The sequence below is a fragment of the Trichococcus paludicola genome (assembly GCF_003052295.1).
GTDB lineage: Bacteria > Bacillota > Bacilli > Lactobacillales > Aerococcaceae > Trichococcus > Trichococcus paludicola.
The window spans coordinates 136083-151798 of record NZ_QBLC01000005.1 but is presented as its reverse complement, the minus strand read 5'-3'; the positions used below and the strand labels follow the sequence as shown (position 1 = coordinate 151798).

At 50.7% G+C, this 15716-nt stretch carries 12 protein-coding genes, 1 pseudogene and 1 other annotated feature; all 13 genes and pseudogenes read right to left on the bottom strand.

Annotation, left to right across the window (positions count from 1 at the left end; all coding sequences use genetic code 11):
• Positions 1-29: 29 nt before the first annotated feature.
• Positions 30-1322 carry a peptidase T gene (pepT, locus tag C7R56_RS08685; RefSeq protein ID WP_107996332.1) on the bottom strand — a complete coding sequence of 431 codons (1293 nt, stop codon included), beginning with the start codon at positions 1320-1322 and terminating at the stop codon, positions 30-32.
• Positions 1323-1451: 129 nt separating this feature from the next.
• Positions 1452-3119, bottom strand: coding sequence for a peptide ABC transporter substrate-binding protein (locus C7R56_RS08680; RefSeq protein ID WP_107996330.1), 1668 nt, complete (start codon positions 3117-3119; stop codon positions 1452-1454).
• A gap of 214 nt (positions 3120-3333) precedes the next feature.
• Entirely contained in the window at positions 3334-4074 is a 741-nt protein-coding gene (locus C7R56_RS08675) for an amino acid ABC transporter ATP-binding protein (protein WP_107996328.1), read from the bottom strand.
• A gap of 88 nt (positions 4075-4162) precedes the next feature.
• Positions 4163-4840: pseudogene (locus C7R56_RS08670) on the bottom strand (amino acid ABC transporter permease); the annotation flags it as partial.
• A gap of 24 nt (positions 4841-4864) precedes the next feature.
• Positions 4865-5575 carry an amino acid ABC transporter permease gene (locus C7R56_RS08665; RefSeq protein WP_107996324.1) on the bottom strand — a complete coding sequence of 237 codons (711 nt, stop codon included), beginning with the start codon at positions 5573-5575 and terminating at the stop codon, positions 4865-4867.
• Positions 5576-5624: 49 nt separating this feature from the next.
• Positions 5625-6497 (bottom strand): transporter substrate-binding domain-containing protein, encoded by an 873-nt coding sequence (locus tag C7R56_RS08660; RefSeq protein ID WP_107996322.1) that lies wholly within the window; start codon positions 6495-6497, stop codon positions 5625-5627.
• A gap of 29 nt (positions 6498-6526) precedes the next feature.
• A complete protein-coding gene (locus tag C7R56_RS08655) occupies positions 6527-7630 on the bottom strand; it encodes a uroporphyrinogen decarboxylase family protein (protein WP_107996320.1) in 1104 nt (367 codons plus the stop codon).
• Positions 7614-8672: a Gfo/Idh/MocA family protein gene (locus C7R56_RS08650; RefSeq protein WP_107996318.1), complete on the bottom strand. Its 1059-nt coding sequence runs from the start codon at positions 8670-8672 to the stop codon at positions 7614-7616. Before C7R56_RS08650 ends, C7R56_RS08655 begins: the two co-directional genes overlap by 17 nt.
• A gap of 156 nt (positions 8673-8828) precedes the next feature.
• Positions 8829-9872: a uroporphyrinogen decarboxylase family protein gene (locus C7R56_RS08645; RefSeq protein WP_107996316.1), complete on the bottom strand. Its 1044-nt coding sequence runs from the start codon at positions 9870-9872 to the stop codon at positions 8829-8831.
• A 72-nt stretch (positions 9873-9944) separates the two neighbouring features.
• Positions 9945-10204, bottom strand: a binding site (T-box leader).
• Between the two features lie 278 nt (positions 10205-10482).
• Positions 10483-12147, bottom strand: coding sequence for a peptide ABC transporter substrate-binding protein (locus C7R56_RS08635; RefSeq protein WP_107996312.1), 1665 nt, complete (start codon positions 12145-12147; stop codon positions 10483-10485).
• 359 nt (positions 12148-12506) lie between these two features.
• The gene (locus C7R56_RS08630) at positions 12507-13475 is read right to left on the bottom strand and encodes a transketolase family protein (RefSeq protein WP_407701486.1); all 969 of its coding nucleotides are present in this window, start codon (positions 13473-13475) and stop codon (positions 12507-12509) included.
• Between the two features lie 2 nt (positions 13476-13477).
• Positions 13478-14314: a transketolase gene (locus C7R56_RS08625; RefSeq protein WP_234402616.1), complete on the bottom strand. Its 837-nt coding sequence runs from the start codon at positions 14312-14314 to the stop codon at positions 13478-13480.
• A gap of 16 nt (positions 14315-14330) precedes the next feature.
• Complete coding sequence (locus C7R56_RS08620; protein WP_107996308.1) at positions 14331-15692, bottom strand: PTS ascorbate transporter subunit IIC; 1362 nt, start codon at positions 15690-15692, stop codon at positions 14331-14333.
• Positions 15693-15716: the final 24 nt, after the last annotated feature.

Below are 15716 nucleotides of genomic sequence, written 5' to 3'. Positions count from 1 at the left end.
TCCTCCCTTAGTGCTATCTGTTAAGTATATTATACCCGCTTTTTGACAGATTGCGTTAAGGACAAGTCGTATTCCAGCAGAAACGTTCCACTCCGCGCGGCATTCTGTTCGACGATAGCCATGATGACGTCAACGGATTTCTCCATCGTCTCAAGTGTCACGAATTCGTATTTCCCGTGGCCGTTTTCGGTTCCGGAGAACAGGTTCGGGGTCGGCAAGCCTTTGTGGGAGATGATGCAGCCGTCCGTACCGCCGCGCATCGGTTTGAAGACCGGCGTGATGCCGCAGGATTCATAAGCTTGGACCGCCAAATCAACGACGACCGGATGCTGCTCGATGATGTCGCGCATATTATAGTACTGATCGAAAATTTTCAATGAAATACGCGGTTCGATAAATTGGGAGTTGAAGGCCGCTACCTGTTCGGCGAAGAAACGCTTGCGGGCTGCGAAGCCTTCCCGGTCATGATCGCGGATGTAATAGGTCTGTTTGACTTCATCGACGGTCCCGCTCTGGCAAGTCAGGAAGTAGTAGCCTTCGTAGCCGCTAGTGCGTTCGGGCGTTTCGTGCTGAGGCAAAGCTGTCGCAAATTGACTGGCGACCAGTAAAGCGTTGACCATTGTATCCTTTGCGGAACCGGGATGTACGCTCGTACCGCGGATGATGAGCTCCGCTTGGGCCGCATTGAAGTTGTCGTAGGTCAGATTTCCGATCGGTCCGCCATCGATCGTGTAAGCGAAGTCGGCCGCGAAATGGTCCACATCGAACAGCTTCGCCCCGCGAGCTCCCAGTTCCTCATCGGGTCCGAAAGCGAGGCGGATCTTCCCGTGTTTCCGTTCCGGATGCGCGATGAATTGCGCGCAGGCGGTCACGATCGAGGCAATGCCGGCTTTGTCGTCGGCGCCCAACAAGGTCGTACCATCCGTCGTGATGACCGTCTCCCCAATGTAGTTGCGCAGTCGCGGGAATTCCTTCGGCGAAAGGATAATTTGTTCGTCCGCGTTCAGGACGATGTCACCGCCATCATAAGCATAGTGAACCTGCGGACGGACATTGACTGAGTTGAAATCGGCTGTGTCCAGATGTGCGATGAAACCGATGACCGGCACTGCTTCTGCCGTATTGCTCGGCAGGGTTGCCGTCAGGAAGCCGTTCGTTTCATTGTATTCGACCTCATCCAAACCGATTCTGATCAGTTCCTTCGCCAATTCCAGGGCGAATGTCACTTGGCTGTGCGTGGACGGCACCGTGTAGCTGCTGTCGTCCGACCGCGTGTCGACCTTTGCGTATGCGATGAATCGTTCCAATAAATTTTCGTACATATTCCTCATCCGCCTTTCTTTGACGCTTTTCTTATCGGTATAAGGAAATATCCGACTAACGGGCGCCTTCACGAGGCAGTCCGTTAAGCGGATATTTTCTCACGTACTTGTTTTCGGTCTGTTGTCCGTTTACTCTTCCACGTAGGCCGTGCGGAAGTACATCGCTGCACCCACCGGTTGGATCTGCACATCCTTCAAGGACGGATCGATCAGATTGGCATTGGCTCCTTGATAAATCGGCGCATTCACGGAGTTCTCGGCTATCAGTGTTTCTTCGGCCGCCAATAACGCTTCCCAACGGCTTTCCGGATCGTTGGCATACGCGCTTCTGGTGTCGTCCAGCAAAGCATCGTAACCTTCATCCGCAAAGCGGGAACTGTTCAGGCCGCTTGTGGATTCATACATCTCCAGAAAGGCGATCGGATCGGCATAACTCGGCGTATACGTTCCGTAGGCGATATCATAGTCACCGTTCGTGGTCGATTCCATCCGGCTCTTCAAAGGCACATTGCGGATCGTGATCGTCAAGCCCGGCAGGTTCTCTTGCCATTGCGATTGCAGGAATTCGGCCGTTGTCTTGGATGTTTCCGTATCGGAAGTCAGCAATTCGAGCGACAGCGTTTCGATGCCCAGTTCTTCCTTCGCGGTTTCCCACTCGGCTTGTGCCGTTTCCACATCGTAGACGGCCAAATCGCCGCTCTCTTCGCGGAAATCTTCATCGGTTTCCGGATTGAAGGCGTAATTGGAAGGCACAAAACCATTCGAAGGAACGGAACCGTCATTCAAAACGGTATCCACATAAGCTTCCTTATCGAACGAATAGGACAAGGCTTTCCGCAGATGGACATTGGCGGTGCTCGTGCGGCCTTGGTTGAACCAGACATAGCCGGACAGAGCTTTCGGTTCCGTCACCAAAGCGTCGGAGCCTGCATACTGTTCGATGTAAGGATTGCTGATTTGCGTCAACTGGACCTCACCGGACTCGAACAGATTGATGTTCGTGGCAATTTCCTTGCTGACTTCCCAATTGATCTGATCCAATTGGACGTTCTCCGCATCCCAATAGGCTTCGTTCGGAACCATCGACCAGTTCAGATCCGTGCCTTCCCAACCTTCCACGACGAAAGGTCCATTGTAGACAGTGTTTTCACTGTTCGTTCCGTAGGCGCCGCCCAATTCGCTCGCCACTTGGTGGTTCTGCGGCAAGTAGGAAGACGTCCCCAACAGGTCCTTGAAGTAAGCGGTAGGATTGCCCAAAGTGAACTTCACGGTCTTCTCGTCGATCGCTTCGACACCCAGTTCCGCTTTGTCCAACTCCCCATTGTTGATCGCTTCCGCATTCTTCAACGGATACAGTTTATTGATGTTCGGGGAAGCCGTCGCCGGATCCACAATTTTCTGGTAGGTATAGACAAAATCTTCCGCGGTCACCGGATCACCGTTCGACCAGTTCGCATCTTCCCTGATTTTGAAGGTATACTCCAGTCCGTCCTCGCTGACGACAGGCTCTTCGGCTGCGATACCCAGTTCAAACACGCCCTCGTCACCGACGCGGTAAAGACCTTCATTTGCGTTCTCGAGCACCACCAAGCTGGCGTTGTCGGCCGAAACGGCGTTGTCCAAGGAGGCCAACTCCCCTGTATTCGTGATTGTGATGACTTGCTCGGCTGCGGCGGCGGTTGATGAAGCAGCCGTGCCTTCGCTGCTTTCTGTATTTGCGGCATCACCAGTCGAACAGCCCGCCAACACCAAACTGATTGCTAGCGTTGTAGTGATGACCCATTTATCTTTTAACATACTGTTCCTCCTGACGATTTTCATTATTTTTATCCCTATGTTGGAATTCATTTCTTTGATATGTATGTACAAGTAGCTTACCATTGCAGCAGCCTTTAGGATAATTCCGATTTCCGAACACGTGTGATAGGCACAACCGATACATCACGAAACACAAAAAACCCGTCCCCCGTTGTGAACGGCAGGACGAGCGATGCAGGGGATTGTTCCGGGATCAAACCCGGGCCAGGATCCGCTGCAGGAACCCTCTGGTGCGGGCTTCTTTCGGATTTCCAAAAATATCTTCCGGTGTGCCTTCTTCTACGATGACGCCCTGGTCCATGAAAATGACGCGGTTGGCCACTTCTTTGGCGAAGGTCATCTCATGCGTGACGACGACCATGGTGGTGCCTTCCTCGGCGAGTTTGCGGATGACCTGCAGCACTTCACCGACCAATTCCGGATCCAAAGCCGAGGTGGGTTCGTCGAACAGGATGACGTCCGGATTCACCGCCAAGGCGCGGGCGATGCCCACCCGCTGCTGCTGGCCACCGGACAACTGCGAAGGGTAGTAAGCCAAGCGATCGCTCAGGCCGACTTTTTCCAAAGCGCGGATGGCGGTTTCGATGGCTTCCTTCTTCGGCACTTTCCGCCCGACGATCAAGCCTTCGGTGACATTGTCCAACACCGTTTTGTTGTCGAACAGGCCATAGTTTTGGAAAACGAATGCCGATTTTTTCCTTACAGCGTTGATGTCTTTTTTGCTTGCTTTCGAAAATTCAGTCTGGATTTCATCGAAATGCAGAGAGCCTTCGTCGGCGCGCTCCAGGAAATTGATGCAGCGCAACAAGGTCGTCTTGCCCGAACCGCTTGGGCCCAGGATCACGACGATATCGCCTTTTTCGACTTCGATGTCCACGCCTTTCAGCACTTCCGTTTCGCCGAATTTCTTATGAATATTCTTCAATGCCAGCATGGTATCGCTCCTTTCGTTCGCCTTCAAAATACTCCGGTTGGTTATCATTTTCTGATTTTACCGTCATTTTACGTCCGCGCTTGTAGAGGGACAAGCGTTGCTCCAGCAGTTGGAAGAATACCTGAACGAGCGAGCAGAGGACGATGTATACGATGAAAATCACTAGGTATGACTCCAGATAGTTGTAGCCGAATGCCGCTTCCGTCTTGGCGATGGCCGTGATGTCCTGTACCGACATCAGAAAGGCAAGCGAGGTCGATTTCAGCAGATTGACGGTGCTGTTGCACAAGTTCGGCGTTGCCGCCACCAACGCTTGCGGAATCACGATGCGACTATAGGCCTGGACCGGCAGCAGCCCGATCGAAAGGGCCGCCTCAAGTTGGCGTTTGTCGACCGTTTCGAGGGCCGAACGGAAAACCTCCGACAGGATCGCGATCGTATTCAAAGTGAAAACGATGTAGGCGTAATAAATCGGATTGATGCCGAAGACGTCGTAATCGAGCCCCAAACTTTTCACGAGCACGTTCAGCAGGCTCGGGAACAGGCTGTACATCACCAGAATCTGGACGATCAAGGGCGTTCCCCTGATGAAGGATACATAAATTTGGGAAACGCGGGCCAGTATTTTGATGTTCCGCTGTCTCGCCACGGCAATCAGGAAAGCAAACGGCAGCGCGATGAGCAAGGGGATAAAGGTCAAGCGCAGCGTTGTCGGGATGCCCTTCAACACAAGGATCAGAATTTCCTGCACATAAGGTAAATCAATGGTCATGCGTCTCGCTCCTCTCTCCTATGCCGCCCGCAGCGGTTGTTTTCCTGCCGATAATTTGTCTTCCGCCAGCTTGAACGCCTTCTCGATCGCCAGCGTCAGCAGCCAATAGATGCCCGCCAACGCGATGTACGTCTCGATCGAATAACCGCCGAGATTGCGCGCGATGATCAGTTGGCCTTTGCCCATGATGTCGATGATGCCAATCGTGTAGGCCAAAGCCCCCTCCTTCATCAGCAAGATGAACGAGTTGCCGAGATTCGGCAATGCACTCACAAGAGCCTGCGGTAAAACGATCCTTCTGAATGCTTGTGCTTCGGTGAGGCCGATGCTGAGGGCAGCCTCGCGCTGCACTTTTGCGACGGCCAAGTAAGCCGACCGCATGGTTTCCGAACAAGGCGCTGAAAACAGGAGCGACAAGGCAACGACGACAAAGTTGAGGCGATTCCAGCTGTTGATGTCGATGTCGAAGGTGCCCAACAGCACCTCCGGCAAGCCGTAAAAGACCAAGAACATCATGACGATCGAAGGCGTGCAGCGGATGATCCAGATGTAGCTATGGACGATTGCCCGCAGCCATTTCGGACCGCTGAGCCTTGCCCAGGTAGCCAGGAATCCCAAAAGACCCCCGATCACGATTGTACCGATCAAAAATTGCAGCGTTACGCCCAGACCGGATAAAATTTCCGGCACGGCCTTCCAAATATAAGCGATATCGAATGGACGATTCATCTTTTATCCTCCTCCTTGTCTGTGTTGTCATCCGTCGGCACTCTTGTTGTTATTCTTTCACGTATTGGAATGTATTTTCGCCAAGGAACTCGATCATCAAATCATCAATGGTGCCGTCTTCTTCCAATTGCAGGAAGGCTTCGTCATAGGCGTCGGCCAGTTCCTGCTGTTCTTTGTTGAACAATGGCCAAGTCGGCAGCGCTTCGTAGACGAAGTAGTCGAAGTCATCCCTGTATTGGCTGTACGGCGCGCCTTCTGCCAGCACGTTCACTTCATAAGCGGTCTTAACGGCGAAGTAGCCATCATAGCGTCCTTCCAACAACCAGGTGTAGGCGTCGGCGATTTCGAATACATCAGCCGCAGTCAGTTCGATTGGTGTATCCGGATGTTCCGCATTGAAGTCCTCGATCACGTTGTACTGTGCATTATTTGGCGAAATCGGAACCAGGCTCTTGCCTGCAGCCGCAAACGACTCCAAGTCGGTAATTTCTTCGGCATCTTCCGAACGGATCAGCACGCCGATGCTGCTGGCACCGATATAATTTTCAGGGAAGATGAACTTTTGCGCGCGTTCCTCTGTATACCAAGCGCCTTTTGTTCCGACATCATACTTGCCTGATTCGATCCCGATCAGCAGGTCTTCGTCGGAAGTCGGCACGTATTCGAATTCATATTGCGGCAACAATTCATCGATGGCTTTCAGAACGCTGACTTCATAGCCGGTGGATTCGCCGTTCTCATCCACATAATTCATCGGCGCGGAGCTTTGCGTATGCGCGACTGTAACTGTTGTCACTTCCACCGTCTCAGCTGCGGAACTGCTCGTTGCCTCACTCGTCGTTTCCGCATCCGTCTGACCGCATCCGGCCAAAAATGCTGCCCCCAATAAACTTACTGTCGTCAATAATCTTCTTCTCTTCATATTCTACTCCTCCTGTGTTATCAATTATTTTAATGGTTCGTTGTGTTTATGGTCGTCGTGCTCACTTTTTGGGCGGCGGCGTTGATGCGTTGATAAAAATCCGGGTTGGCTTCCAATGAGATTGCGCAGCCCGGTGCAAATACAATGCCCGTATCGCCGGTTTCGGCGAGGACATCCGCCAATCGATCGACCAGCAAATCCTCGACTTCCTGAGCATTATCCGAAAACGTCAGATCGGTTTTTGGCGAGATGCCGCCGATCAGCAGTTTGTCCGTCAGTGCCCGCAGCTTACGGAAACTCAAGCGGGTCGGATCTTCCGCGTGATCGCTGCCGTCTTCCCAGTTGATTGCCTGGACATCGTAATCGATAAAACGTTCCACAGCCAGATCGACATGCCCATGTGCATGCAGGATGTTGAACCAGGTGCGGTCGTTGATGTAAGCCAAAAGGTCATCCGTATAAGGTTTGGCGAAAGCTGCGTAGTCCGCTTCGGAAATATCGCCGCGTTGGCTGTACTGCTCGGCGATGAAGAAACCGTCCACGCCGGCCGCGATCAATTCGTCCACAAACACTTTATTCGAGGCATGCAGCACATCGAGCGCCGCCTTCAATTCCTCACGATGGTTTTCCAGGAAATCCGCAATTGGGCTTTCTTCCGGTCCGTCGACGATATGCGCGATCGAATCGTTGCCTGGCGCAAATTGCTTCACCCATGACAAAGGCGAGAAGACGGTGCCGACGACCACTTTTTCGCCTGGATAATGATCCACGATTTTCTTGGCAAAAGCGGCTTCGCGCTGGAGAACAGGGTTATCGGCTCGTAACGGCTTCAAGCGCGTCAAATCTTCCGCGCTCCGGATCGGATACTCCAGGATTTTGCCTGCCCATTCCTTCGCATCTGTCGAGAATTCGATAGGAGCTCCATAGGCTTCAGCGAAGAATTGCCCTTGCGACATCAGCTTGATCAGATCCCAATCGTTCTCATCGGTGAATGCGATCGTCGCTGCGGTGAACGCCTCGACGTCCCGATCGACTAATGGCATGTGACGCCAACCGGAAATGGCCGGTCTGTCCAAAGGTTGCTTTGCGAGAGCTGCTTCTATTCGTTTTCTTCCATTAAATTTTTCTGTCATAGTGTGCGTCCTCCTGCTCGATTGGTGTCCAAGTCTGCGTTTCCTGTGACCGATAGGCGGCGGCAAGAATGCGCAATGCGGTTATCCCCTGCTCCGCTGTGACGAAGGGAACGGTATCCTGTTCGATGCTTTCGATAAACTTGTCGACGATTGGAGTCAACGGTTCCGTATAAGAATCGCCTTGCGCCAGATCATCCAGATAGGTCTTTTCCCCGTTCTTCCGGTAGAGTGCGACCGGATGCCCGTCCGCATACGTCGCGACTGTGGCATTTTCGCCGTAGATGACGGTCTGCCTATCGTTCGAATAATCGAACCAGTGGGTCAGCAGCGTTCCCTGTATCCCCGAGCGATGTTGTAATTGCAGCACCGCATAATCCTCATATGGGACCGGGCTGCCGTCAGACAACTGTTTGCCTTGTGTCATGGTGTGCGCCAATACTGCGATGACGGGATCTTCACTGAACAAGTAGTTCAACAAGTCGATGCGGTGAACGCCTACTTGAGCCAAAGCCCCGTTCGTATGGCCGATGCGGTCGTAGAAATCAGGGAATGCCGTACCCCAGCCGTCATTTTCCTGGCCTTGGTTGGCCAAGGTCGTCCGGTAGGCATGGATCTTCCCGAGCGTCCCTTCCGCCAGTAATTTTTTCAGCAGCTGATGCGCGGGATAAAGCCGTTGGTTATGGATGATCATCAACTTTTTACCCGTTTTCTCGGCTGCCTGCTGCATTCGTTCTGCCTCGGCCGCCGAATCCGCCATCGGCTTTTCGCAAAGCACATGCTTGCCTGCTTCCAGGGCGGCGATGGTGATGGGGCTGTGCGACTGTTCGTTCGTCGCGACGATGACGGCATCGACTGTTCCGTCTTCCCAGATTTCATCCAGGTTCTGGTAGACTTTCCCGCCGTACCTCTTTTGGAAAGCTTCTGCTTTGGCGATGGTGCGGTTATAGAATCCAATCAAATCGACTTTTTCATTTTGGTGGCTTAGAGGGGCGTGCCTCTGTTTCGAAACGTCCCCGCAACCGATGATGACAATCCCGACCATGAGACCCCTCCTTTCTTTGCCTTCCGCTTTTTAGGATGACGGCTGTTTTAGCTATGTGCTTGATTCTATCACGGCTGTTCGGTTAAAAATAATACCGATTGTCTATCAGGGTTGACCGCCTGTGCCGAACACCGGCGCCTGCTTTGTTCAATTCGATTATGCCGAGGGGGTCGCTTGTTTGCGATTCTTGCCCGACACACCCGCAGCTGTATCCCGGACCAATGTCAAACGATCCAGTTCAATCTCGGGATTGACGGTGCAGTCCGCTCCGATGATGACGCCCGTGTCGCCGATTTCTTGGATGAGGTCGGCTGTGTATTGGGCGATGTCCGCCTCTTTCCCTGCATCCAGCAACGTGCCTGCGTTATTGTCGAAACCGCCGATCACCGCTTTGTTGCCGAAGAAGTCTTTGCCTTCCTTCAGGCTGATTTTTTCGGTATGGACCGCCCAGTTATATGCTTTTGCATCATAGTCCTGGTAGTACGCCAAGTTGTTTTGGTTATGCTCATAGCCGCAGATATGCAGGATGTTGTAGTCGCTGACTGCATTTGCCGCAGCCAACACGTCCAATTCACTCGGCGCGATGTAGGTCTGGTAAGCTTCTTTCGTGGCCGCGCTGGTTTGGACATTCTGAACGCTCAGGTAGATGCCGTCCGCGCCTGCTTCTTCGATGATTTTTTGCGTTAGCAGCGCCACGTCCTTGGCGATTTCGTTCGCCGCATATGCGAGTGCGCCGGGATCCGTCTCAAAGAAACGGGTGAATTTTTCGGGATCCTTATCCCACGCTTCGAAGGCGATCCGGATATAGTTCGCTGGCGAAAAGATATTATAGAAGGTTGCGATTTCACCGTTGAAGGATTCCTTGATTTGCTTGACCGTCTTGACCTGCTCCGTGATCCACGGATGTTCCGGCCCAACAGCTTTGACGTTGTACAGGTCATCCGCATGCTCGATCGTTTTTTCCAACAGGCTGGGATGGCCGAAGAAGCCATCGCTCATGATTTTCACGAAATCCGGGTTGAATGCGTCGTAGAAATCCGTATGCCCGTCAATCACTCGATCCAAAATCGATCTGTCCTCCAAACCACGGAATTGATCATCACCGAAAACAAAGTGAAACCAAAAGCCAACCGGCACACGCTCCGTTTCTTTGTTGTCGAAAGCGTCAAAAATCAATTTTCTTCTGTTATTGTCTGTCATGTATATTCCTCCTAAAGTTTAATAAAGTGTAATAGAAAGTGTAATAAAAAATCGCCCCTCTGGATCGATTCCAGAAAGGACGACGGTTAGATCGCGTTACCACCTTGCTTCATGACAATCTTGCGATTGCCATCTCAATCAGTACAGAGGGATTCATCATCCTCAATACTGCTGCCTGTCTAACGGGGGCGTCCGGACGCGCCTGAAGGAAACTCCCTGTCAGCGCATCAACTCCGAGGCCATTTTTCCTGTGCTGCCGTCCGCTCTTTCTCACCAACCAAGAGCTCTCTGAAGGACTATCCAACAAGTACTTTCCTCTTCTTTGCTTTTTTCTGTATGGCTTTGATTCATAGACACAGTCTATCATCGCAGCCACGGCCTGAAAAGCACACGATTCCGAACAGTATTGACAGGGAAAAGCGAACACCGGGTTGCGTGGTTTCGCTTGTGCGTGGGTAAAAGATGGATAACGGCCAGTTATCCATCTTTACGCGCAAAAAAGGCGGCCGGCCCGAGCTCCGCCCCTGGGCAGTTTATCCCCATGCAACAAAAAACTCCCGTCCTTTCAGGCTCACCTGAAAGGACGGGAGTTTCTCTTTATATCAGTTCATCATTCCGCGACATAGGCGGTACGGAAGTACATAGGAATTCCGACGGGTTGTATTTGGACATCCTTCAATGAAGGGTCAACCAAGTTTGCGTTGGCTCCTTGGTTAATCGGAGCGGCTACGGCATCTTCGGTCAATAATAATTTCTCTGCTGCCAGCAAAGCTTCCCAACGTTTTTCCGGATCGTTTGCATAGGTGCTTCTTGTAGAGGCAAGCAACGCATCATATTCCTCATTGTCGTAATGGGAGCTGTTCATAGCATTCGTTGATTCGTACATATCCAAGAAGGCGATCGGATCCGCATAGCTCGGGGTCGAGGTACCGTAGGCAATGTCGTATTCACCATTGGCGGTAGCTTCCAGACGACTCTTCAAAGGAACATTTCGGATGGTGACAGTCAGTCCAGGCAGATTTTTTTGCCATTCAGCCTGCAGGAATTCAGAAGTCGTTTTGGATGTATCAGCGTCAGATGTCAGCAGCTCAATTTCCAACGTTTCAATGCCCAATTCAGTTTTTGCAAGTTCCCATTCTGCTTGAGCAGCTTCAATATCAGTCACGCTCAAGTCGCCATTTTCTGTACGGAAATCTTCTTCCGTCTCCGGATTATAGGCATAGTTTGAAGGAACGTGGCCGTTTAAAGGAACAGATCCGTCATTCAGGACAGTTTCAACATAGGCCTCCTTGTCGAAAGACTGTGACAAGGCTTTTCTCAAATGAACATTTCCCGTGCTAGTTCGATCTTGATTGAACCACAGGTAGCCGACCAAAGCTTTAGGTTCAGTGACCAAAGCATCGGAGCCTTCATATTGTTCTATATGCGGGTTGCCGATTTGGGTAAATTGGACATCGCCTGATTCAAAAAGATTGACGTTCGTCGCCACATCCTTCGTGACTTCCCAATTGATCTGGTCGAGTTGCACATTTTCAACATCCCAATATGCTTCATTCGGAACAAAGGACCAGTTCAGGTCTGTGCCTTCCCAGCCTTCCACGATGAAAGGCCCGTTGTAGACGGTATTCTCACTGTTCATTCCGTACGCGCTGCCCCATTCCGTGGCCACTGTGTGGTTCTGCGGTAGGTAAGCGACCATCCCTAAGAGTTCCTTGAAATAAGTGGTCGGATACGCCAAAGTAAATTTGACTGTTTTTTCATCGATGGCTTCCACACCTAGTTCCGTTTTATCCACTGTACCGCCATTGATTGCTTGGGCATTCTTCAGGACATAAAACTTGTTCACGTTGGGAGAGCCGGTGTTCGCATCCACAATTTTTTGATAGGTATAGACAAAATCTTCCGCCGTAACCGGATCTCCGTTGGACCAGTTCGCATCCTCCTTGATCTTAAAGGTATATTCCAGACCGTCCTCACTGACGCTTGGTTCCTCTGCAGCAACCCCGAGTTCCCATGCGCCATCGTCGCCGATACGATACAAGCCTTCAATAGCGTTCCCGATGATGACCATACTCGATATATCAGGAGCTAAGGCGTTATCCAAAGTTCCCAATTCACCACTGTTCGTCACGGTGATGACCTGTTCCACTTCCGCTTTCGCATTGGAGTTACTTGCAGCCTCACTATCTGCACTTTCAGCCCCTCCTGTTGAGCAACCTGCCAGCATCAAACTTATAGCCAATGTTGTTGAAAACAACCATTTTTCTCTTCTCATATCGTTCCTCCTAGGCGCTATATCGCATTATATTGTATCCAATTAATTATTCTTATTTACATTTGCGTTTGTTTATCATAGCATCTATCTAAATTTTGTGATAATCCGTATTATCGATCACTGTTGATAGGTAAAAACGTTCATCGGGTTGCTTGGGTTACGTATAATGCCTGGCTAAAACATGAATAACCGAAAAGTATTCATGTTTTTGAGTGTCTGACATGCTAAAAAGATGAATAAAATTTATGAATTCATCTTTTCGAGCCACAGCCAACCAAAAAACATGGATAACGGCTAGTTATTCATGTTTACGCGTAAAAAAGGAGCCGCCTCGCAATGAGACAACTCCTCTCTTTTTGTTACACGTTCACGCCAACTTTGGCTTTTTGATCCACTAATTTTTTGACCTGGGCAACGATGTTTTTCACGGTCAAACCGTACTGTTCCTTCAAATAATCCACCTTCCCGACTTGACCGAAAGCTTCTCGGACGCCGACGCGATATTGCAGGGTCGGCTTCACTTCAGCCAATATTTCGGCTACCGCGCTGCCGATGCCGCCGATGACATTGTGGTTCTCGACGGTGACGATTGCACCCGTCTCAGCTGCTTTCAATAAAGCGGCTTCATTCACCGGTTTGACCCGGTAGAGGTCGATGACCGTTGCTGAGATGCCTTCTTCCGCTAACTGATCTGCAGCTTGCAGGGCATCGGCTACCATGATCCCAGAAGCGATGATGCTGACATCCGAACCTTCCCGCAACAGCTTATAGCCGTCTTCGAAAGTCTCGCCTTCCGGATAGATTTCGATCGCATTTTTACGGATCATCCGCACATAATTCAAGCCGTCCGTATGGTACGTTTCTTCCAGGATAGCACGCAAGCACTTGTCATCGCTGGCTTCGTAGACATGCGCATCCGGAATGGCGCGCAATAATGCCAATTCCTCGAAAGGCATGTGCGTTCCACCATTGGCTTCGGCGGTTACGCCCGCATCCGAGCCGATGATGGTCACGTTCGTTCCGGCATATGCCACCGAGATGAAGATTTGGTCGAATACCCGTCTGCTCGCGAACGGCCCGAAAGTATGGATGTACGGTTTGAATCCGGCCACTGAAAGTCCAGCAGCACAACAAACCTCTTGGGCTTCCATGATGCCAACATTAATATACCGACCGCCAAGCTCATCCTTGATTTTATCCGTGGACATTGAGCTCGATAAGTCTGCTTCCAGCACAACGATGCTGTCGTCTTTTCGCGCTTTATCCAACAAGAATTCACGGTAAACTTCGCGCAATTCTGTTTTTCCCATTTTCGCTTCAAAAGTCATCCTTATCTTACTCCTATCTCAATGCCGATTTTTTCAGTAGTCGCTTCGATGGCGGCCTTCGCCTCATCATCCACGCGAATGTGGTGGTTGCTGTACATGTCTTCGATGTACGGAACCCCTTGTCCCTTCACTGTATCCAGGATGATGGCGATTGGCTTCCCTGTCAGGGACTTAGCAGTTTCGACTGCGGCATTGATTGCTTCAACTGAAGATCCGTCGACTTTCAGTGTATGAAATCCAAAAGCAGCGAATTTCGCATCGAAATCAAACGGATTGCAGATTTCAGTCGTATAGCCATCGAGTTGCTTCTTGTTGTCGTCGATGAACAGGATGAAATGATCGAGTTGTCTATGAGCGGCAAACTGGATAGCTTCCCAGCATTGCCCTTCGTTCAACTCACCATCCCCGACTATGCAGTAGGTATAGTTGCGGCGCCCGGCAAGTTTGTTCCCGTAGGCTATGCCTGTCGCGGAAGAGATCCCTTGGCCTAGCGACCCGGTTGTCATATCGACACCCGGTGTTTTGTTCTTGTCAGGATGCGACGGCAAATTCGTGCCGTTCTGGTTCAGTGTATAAAGCCAGTCTTCAGTGATGAAGCCTTTCAGGAATAGGGTTGCGTACAGCGCAGGACCGGCATGCCCTTTCGAAAGGACGAAGAAATCGCGGTTCAGGTCATCCTTCGTTTCCGGACTGACCTGCAATTGATTTCCATAGAGCACCGCCAAGGTCTCCACAATCGAAAGACTGCCGCCGTAATGCCCATACCCCATGTAGTTCAATTCTTTTAAGGTATAGTAACGAATCTGATCTGCAAAGTGTTTTATTGCTTGGTTATCCATGTATGCCATTTCCTCCTTATTCTGCGGTCACAGCTTTTTTGCTTTTGTCGAGTGCGGTCAAAGCCAGCATGATCGCAATGACGACTGCGATACCGATCATGATTGCTGTCTTGCCGCCCATATTGGCCAAGCTGCCAAGGATGATGCCAGATGTTGCAAAGTCCGCATCTGAGAATGTGGAACCTGCAAAGCCTAATTCACCTAATACCGGCAGTAAGAATAGCGGCAGGAAGCTGATCAACATACCTTGCAGGAATGAACCCGCGATGGCTCCTCTTAGTCCACCTGAAGAATTACCGATGACACCGGCAGTCGCTCCAAGGAAGAAGTGGGGAACTACACCCGGCAGGATGATGACACCGCCAGTGAAGATCATGATGACCATGCTGACCAGACCGCCGACAAAGCTTGAGAAGAAGCCGATCAATACGGCATTTGGTGCATAAGGAAAAACGATTGGGCAGTCCAATGCTGGTTTTGCATTCGGCACTAATTTGTCAGAGATGCCTTTGAATGCTGGAACGATTTCATTCAGGATCAGACGAACACCTGCAAGGATTACGAACACACCGGCAGCGAAGGAGCCTGATTGTTGCAAAGAGAAGATAAGATAGTTTGTTCCACCGCTTAAGTTTTCTTGGATGTAAGCAGGACCTGCAAACAAGGCGACCGTGGTGTAGATGGCGGTCATTGTAATCGCGATGCTGACTGTTGAATCACGAAGGAAACCTAGGCTCTTAGGAAAGTTGATATCTTCCGTAGATTTTTTCTTGTCGCCTACTAGTTTACCGACATATCCGCTCAATGCATAACTGACGGCACTGAAGTGTCCCAATGCTACCGAGTCATTGCCTGTCAATTCAACCATATAGCGTTGGACCAATGCTGGCGATATGGACATGATGATCCCCAATACCAACCCACCTAACAAAATAAGCGATACTGAAGTGAAACCTGCAACGGACATGATTACGGCAACCATGCACGCCATGTACAACGTATGGTGCCCAGTCAAGAAGATGTATTTGAATTTTGTGAAGCGGGCAATCAGGATGTTGAAGATCATCCCTGACAACATGATAAGGGCTGTACTTGTGCCATATTGTTCTAATGCGACGGCTACGATTGCTTCATTGTTCGGGATAACACCCTGCATATTGAAGGCTACTTTGAACATTTCCCCAAAAGGCGCCAATGCACCGACGATGACGCCGGCACCGGCCGTTACAACGAGGAACCCGACGAACGTCTTTACGCCGCCTTTTACGATATCAGTGGTTGATTTCTTTTGGAGCACGGAACCCAAAACGGCGATCAATGCTACTAAAATGGCAGGAGTGCTGGCAATGTCAATCAGGATGTCTAATATTCCATTCATAATCTCTACACCTCTTCTGTTTTA

Bases quoted from the DNA above. Each gene is read 5' to 3' on its own strand.
- C7R56_RS08635 (WP_107996312.1), bottom strand. From the start codon at position 12,147: ATGAGAAGAGAAAAATGGTTGTTTTCAACAACATTGGCTATAAGTTTG.
- C7R56_RS08665 (WP_107996324.1), bottom strand. From the start codon at position 5,575: ATGAATCGTCCATTCGATATCGCTTATATTTGGAAGGCCGTGCCGGAA.
- C7R56_RS08675 (WP_107996328.1), bottom strand. From the start codon at position 4,074: ATGCTGGCATTGAAGAATATTCATAAGAAATTCGGCGAAACGGAAGTG.
- C7R56_RS08680 (WP_107996330.1), bottom strand. From the start codon at position 3,119: ATGTTAAAAGATAAATGGGTCATCACTACAACGCTAGCAATCAGTTTG.
- C7R56_RS08660 (WP_107996322.1), bottom strand. From the start codon at position 6,497: ATGAAGAGAAGAAGATTATTGACGACAGTAAGTTTATTGGGGGCAGCA.
- C7R56_RS08645 (WP_107996316.1), bottom strand. From the start codon at position 9,872: ATGACAGACAATAACAGAAGAAAATTGATTTTTGACGCTTTCGACAAC.
- C7R56_RS08625 (WP_234402616.1), bottom strand. From the start codon at position 14,314: ATGGATAACCAAGCAATAAAACACTTTGCAGATCAGATTCGTTACTAT.
- C7R56_RS08655 (WP_107996320.1), bottom strand. From the start codon at position 7,630: ATGACAGAAAAATTTAATGGAAGAAAACGAATAGAAGCAGCTCTCGCA.
- C7R56_RS08630 (WP_407701486.1), bottom strand. From the start codon at position 13,475: ATGACTTTTGAAGCGAAAATGGGAAAAACAGAATTGCGCGAAGTTTAC.
- C7R56_RS08650 (WP_107996318.1), bottom strand. From the start codon at position 8,672: ATGGTCGGGATTGTCATCATCGGTTGCGGGGACGTTTCGAAACAGAGG.
- C7R56_RS08620 (WP_107996308.1), bottom strand. From the start codon at position 15,692: ATGAATGGAATATTAGACATCCTGATTGACATTGCCAGCACTCCTGCC.
- pepT (WP_107996332.1), bottom strand. From the start codon at position 1,322: ATGTACGAAAATTTATTGGAACGATTCATCGCATACGCAAAGGTCGAC.